Origin of the sequence: Thalassotalea euphylliae (assembly GCF_042682785.1) — a bacterium.
GTDB classification, from domain to species: Bacteria; Pseudomonadota; Gammaproteobacteria; order Enterobacterales; family Alteromonadaceae; genus Thalassotalea_F; species Thalassotalea_F euphylliae.
In genome coordinates, this window is the sequence record NZ_JBHUIB010000003.1 from 798,067 (window position 1) to 822,003 (window position 23,937).

Annotated in this window: 24 protein-coding genes; 10 read left to right on the plus strand and 14 right to left on the minus strand. The window is 40.6% G+C overall.

The window, feature by feature from the left end; genetic code table 11:
- Positions 1 to 230 precede the first annotated feature (230 nt).
- Positions 231 to 632, plus strand: a complete 402-nt coding sequence (locus ACFSJY_RS10885) for a type II toxin-antitoxin system HicB family antitoxin (RefSeq protein WP_386034132.1) — start codon at positions 231 to 233, stop codon at positions 630 to 632.
- 86 nt (positions 633 to 718) lie between these two features.
- Here the strand turns inward: ACFSJY_RS10885 and bioD are convergent, their stop codons facing one another.
- From bioD to bioB, 4 genes are read right to left on the minus strand one after another with little or no spacing between them, the layout of a single operon-like run.
- Positions 719 to 1,384, minus strand: coding sequence for a dethiobiotin synthase (gene bioD, locus ACFSJY_RS10890; RefSeq protein WP_386034134.1), 666 nt, complete (start codon positions 1,382 to 1,384; stop codon positions 719 to 721).
- A complete protein-coding gene (bioC, locus tag ACFSJY_RS10895; protein ID WP_386034136.1) occupies positions 1,377 to 2,162 on the minus strand; it encodes a malonyl-ACP O-methyltransferase BioC in 786 nt (261 codons plus the stop codon). Before bioC ends, bioD begins: the two co-directional genes overlap by 8 nt.
- Entirely contained in the window at positions 2,163 to 3,296 is a 1,134-nt protein-coding gene (locus ACFSJY_RS10900) for an aminotransferase class I/II-fold pyridoxal phosphate-dependent enzyme (RefSeq protein WP_386034138.1), read from the minus strand.
- Positions 3,297 to 3,306: 10 nt separating this feature from the next.
- Positions 3,307 to 4,359 (minus strand): biotin synthase BioB, encoded by a 1,053-nt coding sequence (gene bioB / locus ACFSJY_RS10905; protein ID WP_386034140.1) that lies wholly within the window; start codon positions 4,357 to 4,359, stop codon positions 3,307 to 3,309.
- Positions 4,360 to 4,464: 105 nt separating this feature from the next.
- Here bioB and bioA point away from each other — a divergent pair, with 105 nt between their 5' ends.
- Entirely contained in the window at positions 4,465 to 5,766 is a 1,302-nt protein-coding gene (gene bioA / locus ACFSJY_RS10910; protein ID WP_386034143.1) for an adenosylmethionine--8-amino-7-oxononanoate transaminase, read from the plus strand.
- 22 nt (positions 5,767 to 5,788) lie between these two features.
- On the opposite strand, the gene ACFSJY_RS10915 is transcribed toward bioA, so the two are convergent.
- On the minus strand, positions 5,789 to 6,169 hold the full coding sequence (locus ACFSJY_RS10915; protein ID WP_386034145.1) for a hypothetical protein: 381 nt from the start codon (positions 6,167 to 6,169) through the stop codon (positions 5,789 to 5,791).
- Between the two features lie 132 nt (positions 6,170 to 6,301).
- Here ACFSJY_RS10915 and asnS point away from each other — a divergent pair, with 132 nt between their 5' ends.
- From asnS to ACFSJY_RS10945, 6 genes are all read left to right on the plus strand, one after another.
- On the plus strand, positions 6,302 to 7,702 hold the full coding sequence (gene asnS, locus ACFSJY_RS10920) for an asparagine--tRNA ligase (RefSeq protein WP_386034147.1): 1,401 nt from the start codon (positions 6,302 to 6,304) through the stop codon (positions 7,700 to 7,702).
- A gap of 358 nt (positions 7,703 to 8,060) precedes the next feature.
- A complete protein-coding gene (locus ACFSJY_RS10925) occupies positions 8,061 to 8,537 on the plus strand; it encodes an EF-hand domain-containing protein (protein ID WP_386034149.1) in 477 nt (158 codons plus the stop codon).
- A gap of 40 nt (positions 8,538 to 8,577) precedes the next feature.
- On the plus strand, positions 8,578 to 8,934 hold the full coding sequence (locus tag ACFSJY_RS10930; protein WP_386034151.1) for a nuclear transport factor 2 family protein: 357 nt from the start codon (positions 8,578 to 8,580) through the stop codon (positions 8,932 to 8,934).
- An 81-nt stretch (positions 8,935 to 9,015) separates the two neighbouring features.
- Positions 9,016 to 9,864 (plus strand): DUF417 family protein, encoded by an 849-nt coding sequence (locus tag ACFSJY_RS10935; protein ID WP_386034153.1) that lies wholly within the window; start codon positions 9,016 to 9,018, stop codon positions 9,862 to 9,864.
- A gap of 45 nt (positions 9,865 to 9,909) precedes the next feature.
- Positions 9,910 to 10,905 carry a phosphotransferase gene (locus ACFSJY_RS10940; RefSeq protein ID WP_386034155.1) on the plus strand — a complete coding sequence of 332 codons (996 nt, stop codon included), beginning with the start codon at positions 9,910 to 9,912 and terminating at the stop codon, positions 10,903 to 10,905.
- On the plus strand, positions 10,886 to 11,329 hold the full coding sequence (locus ACFSJY_RS10945; RefSeq protein ID WP_386034157.1) for a hypothetical protein: 444 nt from the start codon (positions 10,886 to 10,888) through the stop codon (positions 11,327 to 11,329). The genes ACFSJY_RS10940 and ACFSJY_RS10945 overlap by 20 nt, the downstream gene beginning before the upstream one ends.
- A 26-nt stretch (positions 11,330 to 11,355) precedes the next feature.
- Here the strand turns inward: ACFSJY_RS10945 and ACFSJY_RS10950 are convergent, their stop codons facing one another.
- Entirely contained in the window at positions 11,356 to 11,910 is a 555-nt protein-coding gene (locus ACFSJY_RS10950; RefSeq protein ID WP_386034159.1) for a nitroreductase family protein, read from the minus strand.
- Positions 11,911 to 12,025: 115 nt separating this feature from the next.
- Positions 12,026 to 12,682: an HvfX family Cu-binding RiPP maturation protein gene (locus ACFSJY_RS10955; RefSeq protein ID WP_386034161.1), complete on the minus strand. Its 657-nt coding sequence runs from the start codon at positions 12,680 to 12,682 to the stop codon at positions 12,026 to 12,028.
- A gap of 193 nt (positions 12,683 to 12,875) precedes the next feature.
- Here ACFSJY_RS10955 and sppA point away from each other — a divergent pair, with 193 nt between their 5' ends.
- Together sppA and ansA are read left to right on the plus strand one after the other, a co-directional pair.
- On the plus strand, positions 12,876 to 14,750 hold the full coding sequence (gene sppA, locus ACFSJY_RS10960; protein ID WP_386034163.1) for a signal peptide peptidase SppA: 1,875 nt from the start codon (positions 12,876 to 12,878) through the stop codon (positions 14,748 to 14,750).
- A gap of 43 nt (positions 14,751 to 14,793) precedes the next feature.
- Positions 14,794 to 15,801 carry an asparaginase gene (ansA, locus tag ACFSJY_RS10965; protein ID WP_386034165.1) on the plus strand — a complete coding sequence of 336 codons (1,008 nt, stop codon included), beginning with the start codon at positions 14,794 to 14,796 and terminating at the stop codon, positions 15,799 to 15,801.
- Between the two features lie 80 nt (positions 15,802 to 15,881).
- On the opposite strand, the gene ACFSJY_RS10970 is transcribed toward ansA, so the two are convergent.
- The 7 genes from ACFSJY_RS10970 to serS all read right to left on the minus strand — a co-directional run bounded on the left by ACFSJY_RS10970 (position 15,882) and on the right by serS (position 23,924).
- Positions 15,882 to 18,668 carry a DUF349 domain-containing protein gene (locus ACFSJY_RS10970; protein ID WP_386034167.1) on the minus strand — a complete coding sequence of 929 codons (2,787 nt, stop codon included), beginning with the start codon at positions 18,666 to 18,668 and terminating at the stop codon, positions 15,882 to 15,884.
- A complete protein-coding gene (locus ACFSJY_RS10975; RefSeq protein ID WP_386034169.1) occupies positions 18,665 to 18,940 on the minus strand; it encodes a YeaC family protein in 276 nt (91 codons plus the stop codon). Before ACFSJY_RS10975 ends, ACFSJY_RS10970 begins: the two co-directional genes overlap by 4 nt.
- Before the next feature lie 2 nt (positions 18,941 to 18,942).
- Positions 18,943 to 19,272, minus strand: a complete 330-nt coding sequence (locus tag ACFSJY_RS10980; RefSeq protein ID WP_386034171.1) for a zinc-ribbon domain-containing protein — start codon at positions 19,270 to 19,272, stop codon at positions 18,943 to 18,945.
- 80 nt (positions 19,273 to 19,352) lie between these two features.
- Entirely contained in the window at positions 19,353 to 20,828 is a 1,476-nt protein-coding gene (locus ACFSJY_RS10985; RefSeq protein ID WP_386034173.1) for an alanine/glycine:cation symporter family protein, read from the minus strand.
- Between the two features lie 22 nt (positions 20,829 to 20,850).
- Complete coding sequence (locus ACFSJY_RS10990; protein ID WP_386034175.1) at positions 20,851 to 21,978, minus strand: M14 family metallopeptidase; 1,128 nt, start codon at positions 21,976 to 21,978, stop codon at positions 20,851 to 20,853.
- 66 nt (positions 21,979 to 22,044) lie between these two features.
- Positions 22,045 to 22,527: a TlpA family protein disulfide reductase gene (locus ACFSJY_RS10995; RefSeq protein ID WP_386034178.1), complete on the minus strand. Its 483-nt coding sequence runs from the start codon at positions 22,525 to 22,527 to the stop codon at positions 22,045 to 22,047.
- 113 nt (positions 22,528 to 22,640) lie between these two features.
- Positions 22,641 to 23,924 carry a serine--tRNA ligase gene (serS, locus tag ACFSJY_RS11000; RefSeq protein WP_386034180.1) on the minus strand — a complete coding sequence of 428 codons (1,284 nt, stop codon included), beginning with the start codon at positions 23,922 to 23,924 and terminating at the stop codon, positions 22,641 to 22,643.
- Positions 23,925 to 23,937 lie beyond the last annotated feature (13 nt).

Below are 23,937 nucleotides of genomic sequence, written 5' to 3' on the forward strand. Positions count from 1 at the left end.
ATTTTGCACTTTGCTATTAGCAAAGAGCACGATTAATTAATTTAAGTTTCTTAACAACAGTAAACACTTACACCAAATCACAATGGAGTTGTCGGGGTTATCATTGATTTTATTGTAAGGGTTACCAGGGTTATCGCCAAAGCTCATTAGGGAGTTACCGGGGTTATTAAAGGTGTTTACTTTCAGGGTTATAGGGGTTATTGTGTTTTTATGTGAAATTGGAGAAATAAATGAACTACCCCATCAATATTTCAAAAAATGAAAATGGTCAGTACATGGTGATGGTTCCTGACTTGCCAGGATGCTCTGTACAAAGCGAATCCATTGAGAAAAGCTTCGGTGATGTGAAAGACGCCATAGCGTCTCACTTAATGATTTTGGCTGAATATGGTGAAGCGATACCACCAGCATCATCTATCGAGACATTGAACACCAGGAAAATAGTTGGTGAAGTTTGGGGGTTAGTTGAGATTGATATCACGCCCTTTTTAGGAAAAAGCCATAAGATCAATGTCACCCTACCTGAACTGTTAATAAAACAAATCGATGATCGGGTGAGTAAATCAGATGACTATAAATCGCGTTCAGGGTTTATTGCGCAGGCTTGTATCGCAGAATTGAGAAAGAGCTAAACCAAGTTTGTTTGAACAATTAGGCATTTGTTGATAAATGAATTAGCAAATGTAAAAAAGGCTCTTATAGCGAAGAGCCTTTTTTATTATAAATTAGGAGTGGATATATACTCAGACGCTTCTACTGCATCTTTTACTCTCGGCACTACGCCAAGACAAGGGGCCGGCAGTAGACGTTTTAATTCATTTATATTTTCTGTTTGAACATCCATATTTTCAATACAGTTCGCTATCCAACCTACACATTCTAGACCGTCACTTTTTATCGCTTCAAAGGTAAGCAACGCATGGTTTAAACAACCAAGTTTCATATTGACAACTAGTACAACGTCTTGACAGCTTTGTTGTGCGAATGACGACAAGTAATCCCCGTTTCCTATTGGGAGTCTCCATCCACCCGCACCTTCCGAAACGATAATATCCGGTTGGTACATAGCGATGCTATTGAAATGCTGAATAATGTCTCGCGTCGTAATCGACACATTGCTCGCATTAGCGGCTATATGAGGCGCGATTGGATCTTTAAATGCTATTGGGTTAACTGATGACAGGGTTTGACCGCAATTGCTGCTTTTGCGTAACTCAATAGCATCACCGTTTTGTAATTCTCCATCAACATTCTCACAGCCTGCGCTTATGGGTTTGAAAACAGCTACTTTATTTGTTTTAGTAAGTTTTTGTACTAATGCACTTGCTACTAACGTTTTGCCTGCGTCTGTATCTGTAGCGGTTACAAAGATATGTTTAGTCATTGAGTTTTACTGCGACTCCTGAAAATACTTTATAGGTTGCCGGATAAATTCCCGTTGGCTCAATGAAGTCTTCATAGGCTTTCGTCATTTTTTGCCATTTTTCTTTTCCTGCCAAACCTCTGTTCGCCTTCTTAGGAACATGATTAGCACCTAACCCTTTTAATTCACGAGCTAAGTGAATTACGTTTTCATATTCAAGCACGACATCTTGAACTTTGTATTCCAGCATAGTGCTATTTTCTTTTTGAAAAGCGCCAAGCACTTCGATGTCTCGTTTAAAGTCAATGACATGCTTGTCATCATCAACCTGTGACCACGCTGACTTTAATTCACTGAGCGTTTGATCTAGTAAGGTTGTAAACACAAAGGTTCCACCTGGCTTTAACACGCGCATGATTTCTTCCACTGCATGCTCGAGGGGATCGCACCACTGAATGACCAAATTTGAGTAGATTAAATCTATGGAATTATCTCTGAAAGGCAAATGATACGCATCACCAGCGACCAATCTTAAATCTTTATTTCTGTTTTCACGGGTAAAGTTAAGCATTTTATTTGAAATATCGACACCGATTACACTCTGGTATCGGCTAGCTAGTATCTCTGAGAAAAAACCTGTACCACAACCTAAATCAATCACCGTAAGATCATTTTTATTGGGTAACCAAGGCATTAAATGTTTACCTGTGTAGCGCTGTAAACGCGCTGATACATCGTAAGAATTAATCGCTAAATCGAATGATTTTGCAATCTTGATACGATTTTTCGTATTTGGCATTTAAACCAGAACCTCATTTATACAATCTGCTAAGTACTTGATATCTTTTTCTTTATGATTAGCGCAGATGGTAACACGTAACCGCGAAGTTCCTTTTGGGACCGTTGGTGGGCGTATAGCTGTCACCCAAATTCCTTTTTCTTTTAGCTTTTCGCTTGCTAATAAAGCAGCTTCTTCTTTTTCAACATTAATGGCATGTATAGAAGATGATGTTGGTAGCAAGTTAATTTTTTTATCAAGTAAATTTTTAAACAAAAACGACAGTGAATTTATGTTATCCCGTCGCCAATTTTCTTTTCTAACAATCTCTATACTCTTTTTTGTCGCCCAGGCAACTGCAGGCGAAATGGCCGTTGAGTATATGTAGTGCCGAGCTACATTCACTAAATATTCTTGGAGTTCACTATCACAAGCGATAAACGCGCCAGATGTTGCTAATGCTTTACCGCATGTGGCCATAATGATATCGACATCTTTATGACTGCATCCTTGGCCGCACAATCCTTTCACTCCAATACTGTGAGCTTCATCCACAATAGAAAGTGCATTGTAGTGTTTTGCTATTTCTGCAATTTTCCCAGTGTCAGTTTGATCACCGTCCATACTAAAAATAGCTTCAGTCGCTACAACGAGCTTTTTATCCGTATTTTTTAGACAATGAGAGGTTAGCTGCTGATAATCATTGTGAAGATAACGTTTCACTTGTGCTTGGCTTGTGAATGCCCCATCAATAATAGACGCGTGCGACAATTTATCCAGTAGCAACAACGAATCTTTTAATCCGAATGCATGCATTAAAGCGACATTTGCAGCGAAGCCACTAGTAAACAGTAATGCTTTATCTCGATTCAACCAGTCGCAAATTTCTGCTTCTAAAGCAGCATGTGCATAGTTATAGCCTGTAACTAAGCTCGAGGCAGTGCTAGATACCCCATAGTTTTGAGCACCAAATTGAAGTGCAGACAATATGTCCGGGTGGTTATTTAAACCAAGATAGTCGTTCGACGAGAAGTTCATATACTCCTCGCCATCGACAATTATTTTGGAACCAGCAACTCCATTTAATGTTACACGCTGTCTATAACGGCTTTCTTTTTTGATGTCACCGACAACTTGACGGATATGATCACGCATGCGCAAAAAACTAATTGGCAGCGTTGTAAAATAAGTCGCTGTTAGCTTTATCGCTCAACGCAGTGTGGATTTTACGTTGTTCACTCCCATCATCTACAGAGCTCTCAATTGTCTCGGTATTGATGCCCAATTTTTTGAATAGCATCATGTCTGCATTGGTTTCTGGGTTAGACGTAGTTAACAACTTACATCCATAGAAAATGGAATTAGCGCCTGCTAGGAAACACATAGCTTGCATTTGTTCATTCATTGCCTCGCGGCCAGCTGATAAACGTACATGGCTTTTAGGCATCATAATTCGAGCAACTGCAATACAGCGGATAAAGTCGAATTCATCTAAATCAGCAACGTCCGCTAACGGCGTACCATCAATTTTTACGAGCATATTAATGGGTACACTCTCCGGTTGAGGTGATAAATTTGCTAGCTGAGCTAATAATGATGCTCGATCATTTGCTTTTTCACCTAAACCAACAATACCACCACTACATACTTTCATACCTGCTGAACGCACATTATCCAGCGTATCTAAACGATCTTGATAGGTACGTGTTGTAATAATTTGGTTGTAATGCTCTGGAGAGGTATCTAAATTGTGATTGTAGTAATCAAGCCCCGCATCTTGTAATGAGTCTGCTTGATCCTTTGATAGCATGCCCAATGTCATACAGGTTTCCATACCCATGGCTTTAACACCTTTAACCATCTCTAATACATATGGCATGTCACGTTCTTTAGGGTTACGCCAAGCAGCGCCCATGCAGAAGCGAGTAGATCCTTGTGCTTTTGCTTGTTTAGCTGCCTCAAGTACTTTTTCCACTTCAATTAAACGTTCTTTTTCAAGGCCCGTTTTATAGCGCGCACTTTGAGAACAGTATTTACAGTCTTCTGGGCATGCACCTGTTTTAATTGAAAGCAGCGTACTTACCTGAACTTCATTCGGGTTAAAATGTTGACGATGAACAGTTTGCGCCTCGAACATCAAGTCGTTAAACGGCTTATTAAAAAGCGCATTAACTTCTTCGATGGTCCAATTGTGTCGTACTTGTCCTGACTGATTCATGTGGAATTACTACCTGTCTTTTCTTGTTTGCAAGCGTTATAAATTACGGGTAGTCTAGCCGCCTTATTCAAGTTGTCAACGCAGACCAGCAAGTAGAGTTTACATATGAACAATATATGTACTAATGATATCGACTTCGATAAAGCCCATATTTGGCATCCGTATACCTCAATGACAAATCCATTACCCAGTTACAAGGTAAAGTCTGCTCACCAATGCACGTTAACGTTAGATGATGGTAAAGAAGTCATAGATGGCATGTCTTCTTGGTGGGCTGTAGTTCATGGTTATAATCACCCTCGCCTAAACGCAGCGATTAAAAACCAAGTAGACAACGTTTCTCATGTCATGTTCGGCGGTATTACCCATCAACCTGCTATAGATTTATGTCGCAAACTTATTACGTTAACCCCAGACAGACTAGAAAAAGTATTTCTTGCTGACAGTGGTTCGGTATCGGTTGAAGTTGCGATTAAGATGGCATTCCAGTATTGGCAAAGCCTCGGTAAATCCGAAAAATCAAAATTGTTAACGGTTAGAAACGGCTATCATGGTGACACTTTCGCTGCTATGTCAGTTTGCGATCCCGTTAATGGCATGCATCATATTTTTAAAGAAAGCATGCAACAACACCTTTTTGCGCCAACGCCCACACCTGCTTTCGGTGAAAAGTGGGACGATAGCCACATCAAAGAATTAACAACGTTATTTAAAAACCATCATCAGCATATCGCAGCTTTTATAATCGAACCGATAGTACAGGGGGCTGGTGGCATGAGGATGTATCATCCTGAATACCTCAAAGCGTGTCGTCGGTTGTGTGACAAGTTCGATGTTTTGCTGATTTGCGATGAAATTGCTACGGGTTTTGGACGAACGGGCAAATGGTTTGGCTGTGATTGGGCAGATATAACTCCGGATATTATGTGCTTAGGTAAAGCCATTACTGGTGGTTATATGACCTTAGCGGCAACAATGACGACAAAAAAAGTTGCCGAGGTTATCAGTAATGGTGAAGCTGGCTGTTTTATGCATGGACCAACGTTTATGGGTAATCCACTTGCATGTGCGGTTGCGAATGAAAGCATAGCGTTGTTAATGGAAGACCAATGGCAAGATCAGGTAGCAAACATAGAGCTGCAGTTGAACGCGCTACTTTCTCCATTGAAAAGCCACAAACGGGTCAATGACATTAGAGTGTTGGGTGCTATAGGTGTTGTTGAAGCAAGTCACGCGGTAAATATGCCAGTCATTCAAGCGTTATTCGTCGAACATGGCGTGTGGATACGTCCATTTGGCAAGTTAATTTACTTAATGCCCCCTTACGTAATGACTGATGGGGAGCTTCAACAATTAGTTGCTGCGATTAACATAGCACTTGATAGTGACGACTGTTTCAACGCGTAATTTGAGCATTATCGCTTAACTACTACCAATACGCGTGACGCGCTATATAAATGACCCAAGCGAGACAGACAATAAAGAGTAACGTTAAGTTGTAGTATTTATTGTCTGTTGCCCTACGCGTTCGAAAATGGCTGATAATGAGCGCGGCTAGGCTAAACAAAGCTGTTACCCATAAAAGGCCATATAAATAGTCCGTTAATGGCGACTCCCAATAATCTCTTACTTCGATACCAAAATAACGTGTAATGCCATACTCTTTTTCTGGTGCGGCATAAAATGAAACAACAAGTGCAACCGTAAACATACTCCAGCCGATAAGCGATAAACGTTGAAAAATGACCACCCAGATATCTTTGTTTTTTCGCCTGTCAGGCCCCTGCCATTTTTCCTTTTTATCCATCATCTCTCAATATGGCCTACAAATACTGAATTAATTACGATTATTCGTTAATTTTTACTTGTTAAACATAATAGTCACGTTAACATAATACGCCCTAAAATTAAGTATTAAACACAATCATAAAGAGGTCATTCAATGTCAGTTATTTCTATTACTGATGTATTAGCAGGCAAGTTCCCTGTTAACGAAGAGATCACTGTTCACGGTTGGATCCGCACACGTCGTGATTCAAAAGCAGGTATCTCATTTTTAGCTATTCACGATGGTTCATGTTTCGACGCCATCCAAGCTGTTGTACCGAATGATCTGAATAATTACGAAGAAGAAGTCTTAAAACTAACTACTGGCGCATCAGTAAAAGTCACAGGCACGCTTGTTGAGTCTCAAGGTCAAGGTCAAGCATTCGAAATACAAGCAACAAACGTTGAAGTACTCGGATATGTTGATGATCCTGACACTTACCCAATGGCTGCCAAGCGTCACAGTGTTGAGTTCTTGCGTGAAAATGCACATCTTCGTGTACGTACAAACTTAGGTGGTGCCGTTGCACGTGTGCGTAACTGTTTATCTCAAGCTATTCACCGTTTTTACCATGAACGTGGTTATCTTTGGGTAGCAACGCCTTTAATCACGGCAAGTGATGCTGAAGGTGCAGGTGAAATGTTCCGTGTAAGCACGCTAGACTTGGAAAACTTACCACGTACCGAAAAAGGCGAAGTAGATTACAGTGAAGACTTTTTTGGTCAAGAATCATTTCTAACCGTATCTGGTCAGTTAAACGTTGAAACATACTGTAGCGCCCTTTCTAAGGTTTATACATTCGGCCCTACTTTCCGTGCTGAAAACTCAAACACTTCTCGCCATTTAGCTGAATTCTGGATGGTTGAGCCTGAGATTGCATTTGCTGATTTATCAGATGCCGCAAACCTTGCTGAAGACATGCTGAAGTATGTATTAAAAGCACTATTAGAAGAGCGTGCTGACGATATGGCATTCTTTGAGCAGCGTGTTGATAAAGACTGTATCAACCGTATAAAGGCTGTGATTGAAAATGACTTTGTTCGTATGGATTACACTGACGCGATCGAAATCCTAGAAAACTGCGGTAAGAAATTTGAAAACCCTGTTTCTTGGGGGATCGACTTAAACTCTGAGCATGAACGTTACCTTGCGGAAGAGCATGTTGGTGGTCCAGTTGTGCTGCAAAACTATCCGAAAGACATCAAAGCATTCTACATGCGTCTAAACGATGATGGTAAAACGGTAGCAGCAATGGATATTTTAGCGCCAGGAATTGGTGAAATCATTGGTGGTGCGCAACGTGAAGAACGTTTAGATGTGTTAGATAAGCGTATGGCTGATATGGGTGTTGATGGTGAACATTTAAGTTGGTATCGCGATCTACGTCGTTACGGGACAATGCCACATGCTGGGTTTGGTCTAGGTTTTGAACGTCTGATTTCATACGCTACAGGTGTTGCTAACGTGCGTGACGTTATTCCATTCCCGCGCACACCGAAAAACGCTGCTTACTAAGCAAACGTTAACCTACGCTAGAGGCCCGCTTTTTGCGGGCTTTTTTATGCCCTAAAGAATTCACTGTAATTAACGGTTACAACGTTAAAATTGCACTCTTTGAAGTCAAAGACAAACTAAGTGGCAATATTTGCCGTTTATCGCTCGCGTTGATGCACAACTAGAAAAAACAAATCTCCTTTTAGAGCCTGTGTCCTAAAGAAACGTAACTAAACCCACTCAACCTCATTAAGAAATATTTACCTATATAAAGATTTCTATAGTTTTGTCAGTACTATGTAAATACGGCTGCTTACATGTACACATGGTCTTTTAATTGCCTCACTAGTATTGCTTTTAATTAAAAAGGAGAAGCAACATGAATGTGTCAGGTTCAATGGCAATACGTCCACCTATGGCGCCAACCCAAGAGCAAATGCAGGAACGATTCACTAATGCTGATGTCGATGGCAGTGGTGGCCTAACTATCGAAGAAATGGCAGCTAGCGCACCAGAAGGTGCCGATTTATCAAAGCTGCAAGAAAAGTTCGCAAAACTGGATACTGATGGTAATGGAGAAGTAACCACAGCTGAGCATCAGGCCGCTATGGAAAAGCGCATGGAAAAGATGGAAGCGATGAGCGGTCAGCAATCATTTGGTCAGTTTAATAGCCAATCAAATACACTCGATAGTCTACTTGAAAGTCTCAGTGACTCGGATGATTTAACTGAACAACAAAAAGCAAAAGTAAACAGTTTACTTAGTCAACTTGAAAACGGCCCCTCTAAATCAGTGCTCGATGATACTTTTTCATTATTGGAAGAAGTGATTCCATCGATAAATGTTATGGCGTAAATCAGCTAAGCTGATAGTAAAACGCTATCAGCTTATTCTTATGCATATACAACAGTTAATAAACGAGTGGTTTCATAAATGGGAGACTGGTGACTATACCAATCTTCCTATTACTGAAGACTTTATACACGAAAGTCCGTTCGGAGAAATTTCCGGTAAAAAAACATACCTTGCTTTAGTGCAAAGTAACGAAGACAAATTTCTTGGTTACACCTTCTCAATTATCGACGCGATAACATGTGGTGAAAAGGCTTGTGTTCGTTACGTTGCCAAACAGGACGACTTTGAGTTGAATGTAAGTGAATGGTATTACGCAAAAAATGATAAAATTCAAAAGATTGTCGCTTATTACCATATCGGAGATATTCAAACGTCGCGGCAGCTAACAGGTGGTTGATATAACTAATTCAAAAAAAGCTGAATATAAATTCGCATCTTCGAGGTCTTGTCCACTATTGCAGTATAACAGGACAACATTATGAACAATCGGCAGTCAGATTTTATCATCTCTGGCATTCTAACGTTTTCGTTAGTACTTTTAGGTATTTCATTTCTCCTTGGTGCCAACCCCAAAGCACTAAACGCCACGTTTAACTTTTACCAGTTAAGTAGCCTAATACCTGAAAATCTGCTCATTGTTATTGCGTCTATCTACTTTATCTTTGCAGGCATAAGCATAACAGTATTTACAAAAACGCAACGATTTGGCGTTATAAGCGCATTCAGCCTCGTTACATTAGCAGTAATTCCACTAGTAACATTACTTGATAGTGGTCGTTGGATGGCGAGCCTTGGCGGCTTTCCAATCATTGGTTCAGGCCAAGGAATCATTAAATATTTCGCTTTAATCCCACTTGTTTTATTCCTAGTGTATAAAGATAAATTCTCTTCTTCTCAACATGCACTTTTAAACGTTATTCCTGTCGCAATTGTCATGTTATGGATTGGTGGCATGAAGTTTTATGAATTTGAAGCCAAAGGTATAGAATCTTTAGTCGCCAACTCACCGTTAATGTCATGGATGTATAGTGTTGGTGATTTACAAGAAGTCTCAAATGCGATTGGTGTATACGATCTATTAGTAACCCTGGCGTTGGTGCTAGGCGTTGCACTGCGCCATCGATTGCTACTTTTAGCCGGCATTTTAGGCTGTGGTGCTGTATTTGTTGTGACACAAACCTTTATTTTTACCACTGGCGGTGGATTAAGTGCTGAAACGTTGTTAACAGGGCTTAGCCAATTCATTATTAAAGATTTATGGTTAGTGGCTAATTTAATCGTTGTTTGGCGCGTTGTATCTGAAAAAATCCAGAGGCCATCAAACTAAGTACTAGCCCCCCTATTCTTATATAGGTAAAGTAACGGCCAAGTTATGCAATGCGTTAAACAAATGGATAGTCTTGGCCAATTAAAACAACTCCTTCGTGATGACTCGTTAGAAGTAAAAGAAAACGTACAAAACTTGTGGAGCGGTTACGGGCAAATTGTCCGTATTCATAGCAAGAAGCAGCAACAACAATATGTTGTGAAAATAGTGGCCCCACCGGCAAACACATCTCACCCCCGAGGATGGAACACTGCTACCGGACATCAACGTAAGTTACTGTCTTACCAAGTCGAATCAGCGTTTTATCAACACTACGCTTGTCATACGGACAAAAAATGTCGAGTGCCAAAACTTATCGCTCGATTCACTCATGACAACAAAACCTTATTAGTGCTAGAAGATCTCGATGAATCCGGCTTTTTTGTTAGACAAGAGGCCGGCAACAAAGAAAATTTAACTATTGCTCTTGATTGGCTAGCGAACTTTCATGCATCTTTTCTACACACCAATGCCGACCAGCTATGGCCGATAGGGACCTACTGGCATCTAGGTACACGCAAAGATGAATGGCAAAAAATGGCATCTTCACAATTCAAAACACATGCTAGAGAAATAGAAACGGCATTAAATAATGCAACTTTTCAAACTTTAGTTCATGGCGATGCTAAATTTGCAAACTTGTGTTTTCATCATGATGCGAAATCGTTAGCTGCGGTCGACTTTCAATATGTTGGCCTAGGCTCTCCTGTGAAAGATATTATGTATTTGGTTGGCAGTGGCCTAGAAAGCGAAGCGCTCTATAGCTTAGAAAATTTCGTACTTGATACCTATTTAGCAAAACTTAAATTGGCAATTAATCATCACGACCCAAGGTTTTCTTCTTGGCACGCACTGGAAGAAGAAATCCACATGCTGTACCCAGTCGCTTGGGCAGACTTTTATCGATTTTTAATGGGGTGGAACCCAGATAGCTGGAAAGTTTGTCCCTACATGGAAGAAAAAGCAGAAGAAGGATTATCATATGTCAAACATAAACAATAATTCTCTTAATGTAGCATTAGTTTTAGGAGCATGTTTTTGTTTTGTGGCTGCTGGTTTACACCTTGCATGTATTGTTTTTGGGCCAAGTTGGTATTTAGCGATGGGAGCTGGTGAAGACATGGCACGCATGGCAGGACAAGGAGAACTTTATCCAAGTATTGTCACTAGTGTCATAGCCACAATTTTATGCATATGGGGCTATATCGCACTTGCCGGCGCTGGTGCGGTGAGACGGCTACCTTTTCAAAAGCTCGCTCTTGTCATGATATCTGGCGTATTTCTTTTTAGGGGCGCTGGTGCTGTATTGATTATGCCCATGTTTCCGGGCAACAGCTTGTTGTTTTGGGTGGTTAGCTCAGCGATTTGCTTAATTATTGGGGCATGCTTCGCCATTGGTATAAAACAGCAATGGCGTGTGCTATGACATGTGTAATCCTAGATTTTAAGCGCTTATAGGTAACGCGTTACTTCTGAGAAATCTTTGCGCGCCTTTGTAGCTAAGGCTTTTGATTCGGTGCCCAAATAGAGATACCCAACAATGTCGTTATCCGTATCTATGCCTATTTTTTCTTTTACAACGTGACAAAACGCCATATCACCTGTTCGCCACATTGTGTTATAGCCCAGCGATAAGGCTGCATATTGCATGGCATGTGCAGCACATCCTGCAGAAATTAGCTGTTCACATTCCGGCACTTTTGGGTGGTCTTGATAATTGGTGCTGACAATTAACATCATCGGCGCACGAAAAGGCATTTTTTCTGCTTTTACTAATTTTGCGTCGTCGCCACCATTCGCTTTAACCGAAGCGACAAATGCTTCAGCTAATTTTGCTCTTGCTTCACCTGACACTACCGTTATTTGCCAAGGCGTTAATCCGGCATGATCGGGTGCCGACATGGCTGACTGCAAAATCTGCTCTAGTTCGCTTGCTGAAGGAGCAGGTTCACAGAGGTTTGGGTTAGAATAACGTTGTTGCAGAAATTCAATAAAAGATGACGACATACACATTCTGTAATTTACTGTTTAATCATATGGTACCGTATCTCCCATCAATAAAAAAACCCGCAATATGTGCGGGTTTTACTTGTACGCGTCTCATTAAGGGCTTTAAAGCCGTTTATTCTTTTGCTAGCAAGCGCCTTCCTAAGTAGTAATCGACACTTGTATAACGTCCTGCTCCGATAAACAAAAGTGCCAGTAGCATAATGAAGTACGTGACGGCGAATTCGATACCATTGTTTAATACCACAATAGAGCCATTCGCATATAACCAGTCAGTGTTTCCATTTTCTTCTAAAATTTCTCGCATTTTGTTGAGGCGAGTAGAAGTGCCTTCAGAATTACTCAAGCTTTCTTCGGCGCCTGGAATACCCACCCAAGAAAGCGCTTTAGCAGGGCTCGTATCAGGGTTTGTAGGCGTTATAGCAAACCAACCATTGTCTAAATGCACTGATGTGGCCGCGATAAACATGGTAAACATTAACGGTATAGAGATAAGTCTGGTAAGTAATCCAAAAACAAGTAACCAACCACCTAAAAATTCTGTCCATGCTGCTAAATTTGCTAGCAATGTCGGAAAAGGTAGTCCTAAGCCCCATTCTGGATTACCAAACCAACCGACAATATTGGGGTCTGCTGTTAGTGAAGCCAAGCCTGTTACATCAGGGTTGCCAAGCTGTAACTTGGAATAACCCGCCATAATAAAAATCGGCGCTAAATAGAGTCTGATCGCTAAAGCTGGTATGCCGTCAAAACCAGGAAGCTTTGCAATCATTCGTGCGTATATTTGTTTAAGAATCATAAGCTAAAGTGTTGATAATTTTTATATTTAGAACGGTAAAAACCGAATTAAATTTCAAACCGTACTTTAAAGATAATAAATTTTACAATTTTTACTACTGTCACCGGTAATTATTAAGTAGCATTAACGGTTTAGTGAATATAAATCCTTTGCGGCTAGGAATTAAATGAATAAAAAACGCGGTCTGTTTTCCCGCTTCTTTGGCGGTGTATTTAGCGTACTGAACACTACGCGCATCGTAGTGATAAATGCTGTCTTTCTGTTGGTGGTGTTTCTTTTTATTATCATGCTAACAACCGACGATACCCAGATAACTGTCCCTAACAATAGTGCTTTAGTTCTCAACCTTCGTGGTGATCTCGTTGAGCAAAAAGTTGCGGTCGATCCAATGGATGCATTTTTAAATGAAGCGTTTAATCGTCGCGAAGAAAACCCAGAAGTTCTGCTTGCTAATGTGATTGACGTTATCGAATCAGCTAAGCACGATAATCGCATCAACATGATAGTGCTGAAACTAGATCAGTTGACAGGTGCTGGCTTAAGTAAACTTCAAGATCTAGGACATGCCCTTTCCAACTTTAAGGAAAGTGGCAAAGAAATTATCGCAGTTGGCGGTGCCTACAGCCAAGGACAGTACTATTTAGCAAGCCATGCCGACGAAGTATGGTTAGACCCAAAAGGCTTTTTACTCCTTGATGGTTTTGGCAGTTACCAACTGTATTTTAAATCTATGTTAGAAAAGCTTTCCGTATCACAACACGTCTTTCGTGTAGGAACATACAAGTCAGCAGTTGAACCTTATATCAGAGACAATATGTCAGATGAGGCAAAGGCGGCAAACAAACTATGGTTAGGTGACTTGTGGCAACAGTATAAGCAAGACGTCGCAATTCAAAGAAACGTAGATATTGAAAATTTTGATGAAGACGCTGACACATTAATTGAAAAATTTAGCAAAGCAAATGGCAGCTATGCAGAATACGCGCTTCAAAATGATTGGGTAGATAGCCTAAAAACTAAGGCAGCTATGCGACAAGCGCTAATCGAAAAAGTGGGTAAAAGTAGTTCTGGCGATTCATTTAAACAAATAGATTACAAAAGTTATTTGAAGAGTTTGAATGGCGACTTAAGCCTTGACGGCAGTAATGCAGCAAACAAAATTGCAGTTGTGGTAGCAAAAGGCACTATTTTAAACGGTTCTCAACCTGCAGGTACCATTGGTGGTGAAAGCACAGCAAATCTGCTTAGAAAAGCACGCTATGATGATTCAGTAAAAGCCGTTGTACTTCGTGTTGATAGCCCGGGCGGCAGTGCTTATGCGTCTGACGTGATCAGACAAGAAATTGAACTCATCAAGCAAGCAGGTAAACCTGTTGTTGCTTCTATGGGATCATTAGCCGCATCAGGGGGTTACTGGATTTCAGCTGCTGCCGACAAAATCGTCGCTTCTCCAAGTACCATTACGGGCTCTATCGGTATTTTTGGCATGTTTATGACGTTGGAAAATACCTTATCTAAGGTGGGAATATACACTGACGGTGTAGGTACAACAGATTTATCTGGCTTTGGCGTCACACGCCCTCTTTCTAATGAAATGTCGACTTTGTTTCAAATGAGTATAGAACGCGGCTATCGTGACTTTATTGATTTAGTTGCGACAAATAGAGGCATGAGCGTTGAACAAGTCGACCAAGTTGCACAAGGCAGAGTGTGGTCGGGTGTAAAAGCGAAAGAGCTTGGTCTTGTAGACGAGTTAGGCTCTTTAGACGAAGCAATAGCTATTGCCGCAGAGCTTGCTGAATTAACCGATTACGACAGAAAGCTTATTGAAAAACGACTCAGCCCTACCGATTTATTCTGGCAAAACTTTTTAGACAGCGCTTCCAAATACGTCGGTGCCATTTATGGTGATCGTGCACCGATTACCAAAGGTCCAGCCTCTCAACTCGTACAACAGTTTATGAATGAAGTTAAACAGCTCGATCAATTTAACGATCCACAAGGTATTTATTCATTTTGTTTGACTTGCCAACTAAATTAATACTTAATGCCCCGATTCATCGGGGCTTTTTATTTTTGACGCAATGAAAAAGAAAATATACGTCGCGTATACGGGCGGCACGATCGGTATGAAACAAAGTGAAAATGGCTACATTCCTGTGAAGGGCCATTTAACAGACGCAATTCAGGCGACACCTGATTTCTATCGAGATGAGATGCCAGAATTTGTTATTAACGAGTATGACCCACTTATTGATTCATCTAACATGACACCCAATGATTGGCAACGCATAGCAGATGATATCTACGCGCATTATGACGAGTTTGACGGATTTGTTGTATTACATGGCACTGATACCATGGCGTACAGTGCATCCGCGTTGTCTTTTATGTTTGAAAACCTATCAAAGCCCGTCATTATTACAGGATCTCAAATACCTTTAAGCCAACTGCGCTCTGACGGCCAAGTTAATGTCCTCAACTCGTTATTTATTGCTGCCAACTATCCCATTAATGAAGTAGGTTTATTTTTTAACAATAAGCTTTTCAGAGGTAATCGCAGTATAAAAGCTTATGCTGATGGTTTCGATGCGTTTAATTCCCCTAATCTAGAACCTCTACTAGAAGCAGGTATCAACATTAAGGTTATCTCAGGTAAAGTTAATGAGAATATCGGTGGTGATATCACATTAAATAAGATTACGCCTCAGCCTGTTGGTGTTGTGCACTTATACCCAGGTATCAGCCACGAGTTAATTGAAAACGTACTACAACAACCTGTTAAAGCGCTTATTTTGAGAAGCTACGGCGTCGGTAATGCACCGCAAGATGAAAAGTTACTGAAAACACTAAAAGGCGCGACAGACAAAGGTATTGTCATCGTCAATATCAGTCAGTGCATCAAAGGTAAAGTCAATATGGATGGTTACGCAACGGGCGCTAGCCTAAACAAGTGTGGCCTCATTAGCGGCGCAGATATGACGCTTGAAGCGACATTGACAAAACTGCACTACCTACTGAGCCAAAACTTGGACTATCAGGAAGTCTGTTCATTGATGCAAACTGACCTTCGGGGCGAGCTCACCCCTTAATATCGGTTTCAGGTGTTTATTGTATTGATATAAAAAAACCGGCGTTAATGCCGGTTTTTACTTTATTCGCTTGAATTTGTTTACTTCAAAATTATCGGGCGAATGCGTTGCAAATATACAAGGTCCCCGCTTGATAAACTGCTAGCACTTAGCCATTGCCAGAACTTATCCTCCACCGTGGTAAGTTCTCCTGAGTTCATTTTGTCTTGCATCATACCCACCTGCACTTCCATACGCTTACTTTCATCTTCGCTAGGCGATTCAATGCCAGCGAGGATTTCCATTTGTAACGTCATTAAATGTCTATCGCCGTCGCTCTCATTACTTAAAGCATCCAACATTTTCCGTTGCATGGTTGGTGTTAATTGCTGGTCTTGTTCATTGGTTAGTACATCGACTAAATCACTATCACCGTTCATTGCAAGCTCAGTTAAGTCGAATATACGTTGCCACTGCGATTTCTTGGCTGCTTTTTTTAATGTGCTTTTTAGCCTTTGGCTTCGTTCAATAAACTTTTCAATCGCGCCGTATGCGTCTTTTGAGTTTGCTTGTTCCTTTAACGTAGTTGCTTTGTTTGCAATTTCGTCAATTTGCTTTTCGTTTGTCGCCTGGTCCAGGTCTTTCTCTAGAGACGCCAACGTCTCTTGGATTTGTTCAGTTACTTTTGCAACATATGCCAGCTTTTCTTGATTTACTTCAGAGCGTTTAGCAAATATCTCATCGTTTATGGCTCTAAAAGCTGTCCAAAGCGCGTTTTCTTTTTTAACACCTGCATAGCCAACCGTTTTCCATGTAGCTTGGATTTCCTTGAGTTGTTGCACGGCACTGTAAACATCGTCTAAGGCTTTTAGTGATTCTGCTTTACTAATCAATTTCTCTTTTTCAGTAATATTAACATCGTGATAATGCTCTACAGCTGCTTTAATTGGCTTAACGGTAGTTAAGAAGTCTTGATTGATCTTCTTATACACTTTGCGATCAACTTCTCCCGCGCTTCTCCAACTCTGCTGAATCTTGTTGAGCTTTGCCTCCACATGTTTATAGTCAACGCCTTCACCTTGGTGCTCGTTTGCTAAACATTTTGCCTCAGCTAATATGGCATTTCGTTTTTCCAAATGCATTTCTCGCACCTTTTCCTGCTCAGCGTAAAACTGGCGGCATGGCGCAAATGCTTTCTCACACATATCGTTGAACGCTTTGTTTAGCTCTTGGTCGATAGCTTCATCGGCATGGCCAAGCGAGTTCCATGTTTTTCTGAACTGCTTCACTTTCTCCGCTTGCTCACTAGGATTATCTAATGGCGTTTCTGCAAGCGCTGTTACTTCACTAAGTAATTCTTGCTTACGAGGTGTGGCGATATAGTGTTCCCAATCGCTGAGCTCTGCCATTTTTTCAGATAACTGCTCAAAATCACGTTGTAGTCTTCGCTGGTAATCCGTATTCAATTCGTCGAAGAGCTTTTTAAACTTATTAAAAACACCAAAGGCCGCATTATATTTACCTGAACTTAACAGGCGCTTTAAATCCGAGACTTTTCGTTGAGTAAAATGAAATTGTTTATCTTGTGCTTTTTCTAACGGTGCTAATGCACTTAACCAAGAAGATTTAATTTCTTTATGTGCTTCTATCAGTGATTGAGGCAACACGCCATCTGCTTTTTGTAAATTCTCACGCCAATCTTTAAGCCATTGCTTAAATTGTTCTTGTTTCTCTGTATATTCAGACATCTCTTGAGGCGGAGATTGCTGTGTCATACGTGAAATAAGTTGTGTGGCGATTGATACTGATTCAGCAATATCACTTACCTTTTCTAGACGTTCTAGCAATGCATTAGCATCTTTAGCGAAACTGGCTTTTTCTAATTCTGGTAGATTCGACGCAGATACTTGTTTGCTAAAATCTGTGAGGTTTTCTGATACTTTTGCTTCGTCAATGGATGCATTTTCAAAAATTGCTTCAGAAATGGCTTGTGATTGCGCACTTATAAACGTTTTAAAAGAAACTCTTGCTTCTTCTTGCTGCTGTTTCGCTTTAAATGCAATTTGCTCTTGTTCGTATTGTTCCTTCTTGGCTACAAACACTTTGTCTAATGTTACTGAAATATGTTCAAATTTATTCTGTAGTTCTAACGACTTATCGTGTTCTAAATTCGTCACATCATCTGAAATTGAAGACCACTCGTTTTCTAAAGTTGCACGCTTTTCAATCACAACGCGATAATCAGTATTGTCTTTCAACGCGAGTAGTTTAGATAAAATTAACTGTGCAGCTTTTGCTACTTTCAGAGGTTTTTCCTTCGCCTCTTGTATGGCCAGTATCTTGGTATTCAGTGTTTGCAACACATCTTCTTGTGTCGTTTTCTTCGTCAGCTTTTCAAGCGTAGTTATATCGTCTATTTGATCCACAATGAAATGTTGGATTTCAGACGATTGCTTTTTACAAAACAAAGCAACGAGCTGTTGCTGCTTTTCAACTTGTTTTACGAGCGAGAGCACAAGTTGTGCATCATTGGACTTTTCTAAGATTTGGTCACAAAGTTGTTTAGGCAAAAGCGGAAGCAAAGATAACTTTGATTCTAGTTTTTCATTGCTATCAAGCATGGTGTTAACTATATGCTCTGCTGCAAGTTTTTTAACCGCTTGATTGCTGTCTTGTAAACCTATTGACTGCCAAAATGAAGTGTCGTTTAGCTTTAATAGCGCAGCGCGCCGCACTAAATCACTTTCATCATTTTTTGCTAGCTCAACGATGATTTGCTTATCTTCATTGCTGTCGAGCGTTAAATCCTTTTCAAGTGCGATAACCCGATTGCTCGGGTTTTTATCTTGCCATGCTGCTTTTGAAGCAAACAGTTTGGAAAAAATCATATATCAGAAAACCTGGCAATATTATTTGGATCGTTAAACTCTTCTTTGAGCTCACGTTTGGTTTTGTTAACAATTTGTCCGTCTTCACCGACCGTTAACATATCTTTAGATTTAAGAACACGAGACTGGTAAGCCATGACAATTTGCATAGCCATTTCTCGTTGAGGCTTATCTACTTCAGTACCTTCAGGCCACTTGCCTGTTTCAGCAGCACTTTTGAATCGCAGGTACATATCTTCATTGAGATTATCTACTACTGATAAAATATCCATGTTTACTTTGAGTTTCTCTTTAAAAGTAAAAGTCTAACGCGTGTAACCAAATAAAAAATGAATCCAAATACTGTTGCCGTCATCGCTGTCATATATTGCCAAGATCCCGGTACTACATCTTGCCAAAATAGAAAAAGGAAACCGCCACAGAACAATAGCAGCGCAATGAAAGAGTGGTTCATTAAACTTTGGTGTTTAGCAACTCGTTTTTCTCTTTCTAGCGTTGCTAACTTATCACTACTCATTCCGTCTAATTCAAGACCACAATGAGAACAAGTTTTTGCTTTATCTGAAATTTTTTTATTGCATGCTGGGCAATCAATAACAGCCATAGAGATTCCTGTTGGTTTAATTACCCGTGTATTTTAACCAAAAAAAACGCCCTTGCGGGCGTTTTTTTTAATACTGATTATTACTTTTTATCTTTCCAGATATCTGCGTTTTCAATACCTAAACTTTCAGGGTCGAACGTATACTCTTCGACACCTTCTTTTTGTTGGCGTTCATAGTCTTTCAACGCCTTAATAGCTGGTTTTGCCATAAAGAAGATGATTAAGATACCGATGATATTTAACCATGCCATCAAACCAACACCAATATCACCAAGTACCCAAGCAGCGCTTGGTTCGGCGATTGTTCCATAGAAAACCGCAGCCATAATACCTACTTTCAACACAAGTCTTAGTACTGGCATTTTAAACGTTCGGTTGATATATGAAATATTGTTGTCCGCAATAAAGAAGTACGCCAACACCGTTGTAAATGCAAAGAAGAACAGTGCTAATGCGATAAACGGCTTACCTACACCTGGTAATACGCTATTAACTGCCAATTGCGTGAATGCTGGGCCACTAATCTCTGTATTCAATGCTACATTTTGTACAATAGCTGCACTACCTTCTGGTATTACGTTGTATTGCTGTGTGATTAGGATCATGAATGCAGTTGCTGAACAAACAAATAATGTATCAATATAAACAGAGAATGCTTGCACTAAACCTTGCTGCGCAGGATGTTGAACTTCTGCTGCGGCAGCTGCATGAGGACCAGTTCCTTGACCAGCTTCATTTGAATAAACGCCACGTTTTACACCCCATCCAATGGCAGCACCGACACCAGCCATAGGCGTAAATGCATCAGACACAATCAGTGAGACTATGCCTGGAAGCATATCTAGGTTTAACGCAATTATTGAACACGCAATGATGATGTAAGCAAGAGCCATGAATGGAACCACTACTTGAGTGAAGTTAGCTATACGCTTAACACCACCAAAAATAATGAAACCTAACACCACTACGATGAAAAATGCCGCGTAGACTTTTGTTAACGCAACATCACCGATGAACGTTGAAACCGTGCCACCGCTACCAAACACGTTAACTAGCGAGTCACCGATACCGTTTGATTGAACAACCGGTAGTAACGCACCACAGGCTAAAATGGTTGAGAAAGCGAATAACCACGCATACCACTTTTGACCCATTGCTTTTTCGATGTAGTAAGCAGGACCACCACGGTAAATGCCGTCTTCCTCTTCTTTATAGATTTGAGCGTTAGTTGATTCTACGTAAGCTGTTGCAGCACCAAAAAATGCCACTACCCACATCCAAAATACTGCGCCTGGACCACCAAAACCTATAGCAGCTGCAACACCTGCAATGTTACCAGTACCTACACGGCCAGAAAGCGATACCGCTAGAGCCTGAAAAGAAGAAATACCCTGTTCTGAGCTTTTACCTGAAAGTAAAAGTCGACACATTTCTTTGAAATGTCTTACTTGTACAAAACGTGTAATAACAGAAAAGAAAAGACCTGCACCTAAACAAAGGTAAATGAGCGCGGGACTCCAAATAATACTATTTAAAGTTTGAAATAGATCTGACACCTAAATACTCCGGTTGTTATTATTATCTTAAGTCGTCTACTACGTGGTAGATGGCTGTTAGTACATCACGGCCAAATAAGCTACTACGCTCCCCTGACCAACCAACACTGTAATCTGGCAGTAAACAATTGTCCTTGAATGGCATTTCAATTGTGTATGCTAAACACTTAAACGTTTCACCAACCCAATTACTTCCAACAGTCAAGTTGGCTTGGCCTGGCTCGTCTTTATCGTAACCTTTGTCATCTTGGAACTCAGGTGTGATGGCAAGCAGCACTTGTTTAAATTTGTCTTCAAGCGCTTTGTGGCGTTCATCATATGACGGTATCCCTTCACAACCTGCAACGAAGTTATACGGCAGGGCCTCATCGCCATGAATATCTAAATGCATATCAACACCAGTTTCATGCATCTTTTCAGTGACCAAATATACTTCAGGGCTATTTTCCATCGACGGCGATTGCCACTCTCGATTTAAATTTACTCCTTTCGCATTAGTTCTTAAATGACCACGAACGCTGCCGTCTGGATTCATATTTGGTACTAAATAGAACACGGCTTTATTAAGTAAAGCGCGTGCTGTACCGTCATCTTCATCAAGTAAACGATCAATAAATCCTTCCATGAACCATTCTGCCATGGTTTCACCTGGATGCTGGCGGGCTGTTATCCACACCACTTTCTTCCCTTCACCTTCTTCGCCAATTTTAAGTAGCGACATGTCACGGCCATCTAACGTTTGCCCAAGCACTTGAAGTTGGCAGTCAATATCTAGTTGTGCTTGGTGCAATAGATCTTGATGACGTTCATAGCTGTATGGTTGAAAATAAGCGAAATAGACAGAGTCAAATTCCGGCATTAAAGAAATCGTAAGGTTTTGGCCATCATATTCGGTTGGCACTCTAAACCAGTGTTCACGATCATAAGAGGCAACGGCTTGGTAGTCATCCCACCCTTCTACATATGCAGATTGACCTGCATTCTTGATGGTGAGTTTATGTTCTACACGCTCATTGTTATGGAGTTTGAAATGGAACCACTGATAAAACTCAGAGTCATTATCTTTGACAATTTCCAGCTGGATATCACTAGGAGAATCAGCAGCAATAACACGAATATTGCCACTGTCGAAATTTGCAGTGATTTGCATAGACATTATTCTTTTTTTAATTTGTGAAACGCTAAGTGTACACAAACAACGGGGTGATCAGAAGCCTTAAAGCGATCTTAAGTAGATACCCAGCTCTGTAGAATAACCAAGTGCTTTAGATGTCACTTTATTACCTTCATCTACAACGTAGTAACTTGGGTATCCTGATATTTTAAAGTCTTGTTTAACACTTTCATTACCCAGTAGTACAGGAAACGTAAGTTGATGACGTGCCGTGAATTTTTCAACTTCTTGTTGCGATGTAAAGTCCAATGCTATGGCGTATACATCGAGGTTTTCGTTCTTTTCATAGACAGATTGCAAATTACCAATACTTAAGTGGCAAATCTCACACCACGGTGCAAAAAAATAAAATACAGCTGGCTTATCACCCGTAGCTAAATTAATTTGCTGACCGTGTAAATCAGACAATACATATGACTGTTCAATTTTAGTGTCTGTAGCCAACATGTCTGTTTCTCTTATCCAAGAAATAAACATAAATATGGCAATAAAGACAATAGCTTGAAGTAATAGATTTTTAATCAAGAATAAACACCTGGCTCAGAAACAACGACTATTGCTATGTAAGACCTGTTAACTTGAAAAGCGCTTACAAAAAATCCGGCAAAAAGCCGGATTTCTTTCTAACGATGAAGATGCTACTTGCCTATGTGGGTTTGACCACCCATGTATGGCTGAAGTACTTTTGGAATTTCTACACTACCATCTGCTTGTTGATAATTCTCTAGAATAGCAACTAATGTGCGCCCTACTGCTAAACCGGAACCGTTCAATGTGTGCATTAATTCTGGCTTATTCGTTTCGCTATTACGAAAACGTGCTTGCATACGACGAGCTTGGAAGTCACCCATGTTTGAACAAGACGAAATTTCACGGTACGTATTTTGTGCCGGCAGCCAAACTTCAATATCAAATGTTTTTGTCGCACTAAATCCGATATCCCCTGTACACAGCACAACGGTTCTAAACGGAAGCTCTAATTTTTTCAGAATGTTTTCAGCATGGCTTGTTAGCTCATCCAGCGCATCGAATGAAGTTTCTGGTTTTACTAACTGTACCATTTCAACCTTGTCAAACTGATGCTGACGAATTAGGCCGCGAATGTCTCGCCCCGAAGAGCCGGCTTCACTTCTGAAACACGGAGTATGTGCGGTCATTTTAATCGGTAGCTCTTGCTCATCAACAATTTCATCACGAACAAGGTTGGTCAAAGGTACTTCAGCGGTTGGAATCAAGCTAAATGTTTTTGAAGACAGATCTGTATGGAATAGATCTTCACCAAACTTAGGTAATTGACCAGTACCGTAAAGTGAGTCATGGTTAACTAAATATGGTACATACATTTCTTCGTAGCCATGTTCGTTGCTGTGCACATCCAACATGAATTGTGCTAGTGCGCGGTGTAATTTAGCAATTTGACCGCGCATTACAACGAAACGTGTACCTGCTAATTTTGCACCACTTTCAAAGTCTAAGCCTTTATCAAGCGCTGTCGCCACATCAACATGATCCTTCACATCAAAATCGAATTCACGTGGTGTACCCCAGCGACGCACTTCTACGTTATCATCCTCACTTTCACCTGTGGGCACGGATTCATGCACAATATTGGGGACGCCAGAAACAATATCGTTAATTGCTTTAAGAACGCTTTTTTCTTCTTCTTTGGCAGCTTCTAGTTGCTCACCTAATTGACCTACTTCAGCTAATAGTGGCTGAATATCTTCACCACGTGCTTTTGCCTGACCAATTGATTTAGAACGTGTGTTACGCTCACTTTGTAGTTCTTGCGTTTTCACTTGAATAGCTTTGCGTTGCTCTTCAAGCGTTTTTAATTCTTCTGTGTTTAATGTAAAACCGCGCTTTGCGAGTAAAGCGGCTGTTTGTTCGATGTCTGTTCTAAAAAGTTTTGCGTCAAGCATTGTTTGTCACTTG

Excerpts from the sequence above, each read along its gene's own strand:
- ACFSJY_RS10945 (WP_386034157.1), top strand. The coding sequence starts at position 10,886 with ATGTCAAACATAAACAATAATTCTCTTAATGTAGCATTAGTTTTAGGA.
- serS (WP_386034180.1), bottom strand. The coding sequence starts at position 23,924 with ATGCTTGACGCAAAACTTTTTAGAACAGACATCGAACAAACAGCCGCT.
- sppA (WP_386034163.1), top strand. The coding sequence starts at position 12,876 with ATGAATAAAAAACGCGGTCTGTTTTCCCGCTTCTTTGGCGGTGTATTT.
- bioA (WP_386034143.1), top strand. The coding sequence starts at position 4,465 with ATGAACAATATATGTACTAATGATATCGACTTCGATAAAGCCCATATT.
- bioB (WP_386034140.1), bottom strand. The coding sequence starts at position 4,359 with ATGAATCAGTCAGGACAAGTACGACACAATTGGACCATCGAAGAAGTT.
- ACFSJY_RS10970 (WP_386034167.1), bottom strand. The coding sequence starts at position 18,668 with ATGATTTTTTCCAAACTGTTTGCTTCAAAAGCAGCATGGCAAGATAAA.
- ACFSJY_RS10935 (WP_386034153.1), top strand. The coding sequence starts at position 9,016 with ATGAACAATCGGCAGTCAGATTTTATCATCTCTGGCATTCTAACGTTT.
- ACFSJY_RS10900 (WP_386034138.1), bottom strand. The coding sequence starts at position 3,296 with ATGCGTGATCATATCCGTCAAGTTGTCGGTGACATCAAAAAAGAAAGC.
- ACFSJY_RS10955 (WP_386034161.1), bottom strand. The coding sequence starts at position 12,682 with ATGATTGCAAAGCTTCCTGGTTTTGACGGCATACCAGCTTTAGCGATC.
- ACFSJY_RS10930 (WP_386034151.1), top strand. The coding sequence starts at position 8,578 with ATGCATATACAACAGTTAATAAACGAGTGGTTTCATAAATGGGAGACT.
- asnS (WP_386034147.1), top strand. The coding sequence starts at position 6,302 with ATGTCAGTTATTTCTATTACTGATGTATTAGCAGGCAAGTTCCCTGTT.
- ACFSJY_RS10940 (WP_386034155.1), top strand. The coding sequence starts at position 9,910 with ATGCAATGCGTTAAACAAATGGATAGTCTTGGCCAATTAAAACAACTC.
- ACFSJY_RS10915 (WP_386034145.1), bottom strand. The coding sequence starts at position 6,169 with ATGATGGATAAAAAGGAAAAATGGCAGGGGCCTGACAGGCGAAAAAAC.
- ACFSJY_RS10925 (WP_386034149.1), top strand. The coding sequence starts at position 8,061 with ATGAATGTGTCAGGTTCAATGGCAATACGTCCACCTATGGCGCCAACC.
- ACFSJY_RS10990 (WP_386034175.1), bottom strand. The coding sequence starts at position 21,978 with ATGCAAATCACTGCAAATTTCGACAGTGGCAATATTCGTGTTATTGCT.
- bioC (WP_386034136.1), bottom strand. The coding sequence starts at position 2,162 with ATGCCAAATACGAAAAATCGTATCAAGATTGCAAAATCATTCGATTTA.
- ACFSJY_RS10980 (WP_386034171.1), bottom strand. The coding sequence starts at position 19,272 with ATGGCTGTTATTGATTGCCCAGCATGCAATAAAAAAATTTCAGATAAA.
- ACFSJY_RS10975 (WP_386034169.1), bottom strand. The coding sequence starts at position 18,940 with ATGGATATTTTATCAGTAGTAGATAATCTCAATGAAGATATGTACCTG.
- ansA (WP_386034165.1), top strand. The coding sequence starts at position 14,794 with ATGAAAAAGAAAATATACGTCGCGTATACGGGCGGCACGATCGGTATG.
- ACFSJY_RS10885 (WP_386034132.1), top strand. The coding sequence starts at position 231 with ATGAACTACCCCATCAATATTTCAAAAAATGAAAATGGTCAGTACATG.
- ACFSJY_RS10950 (WP_386034159.1), bottom strand. The coding sequence starts at position 11,910 with ATGTCGTCATCTTTTATTGAATTTCTGCAACAACGTTATTCTAACCCA.
- bioD (WP_386034134.1), bottom strand. The coding sequence starts at position 1,384 with ATGACTAAACATATCTTTGTAACCGCTACAGATACAGACGCAGGCAAA.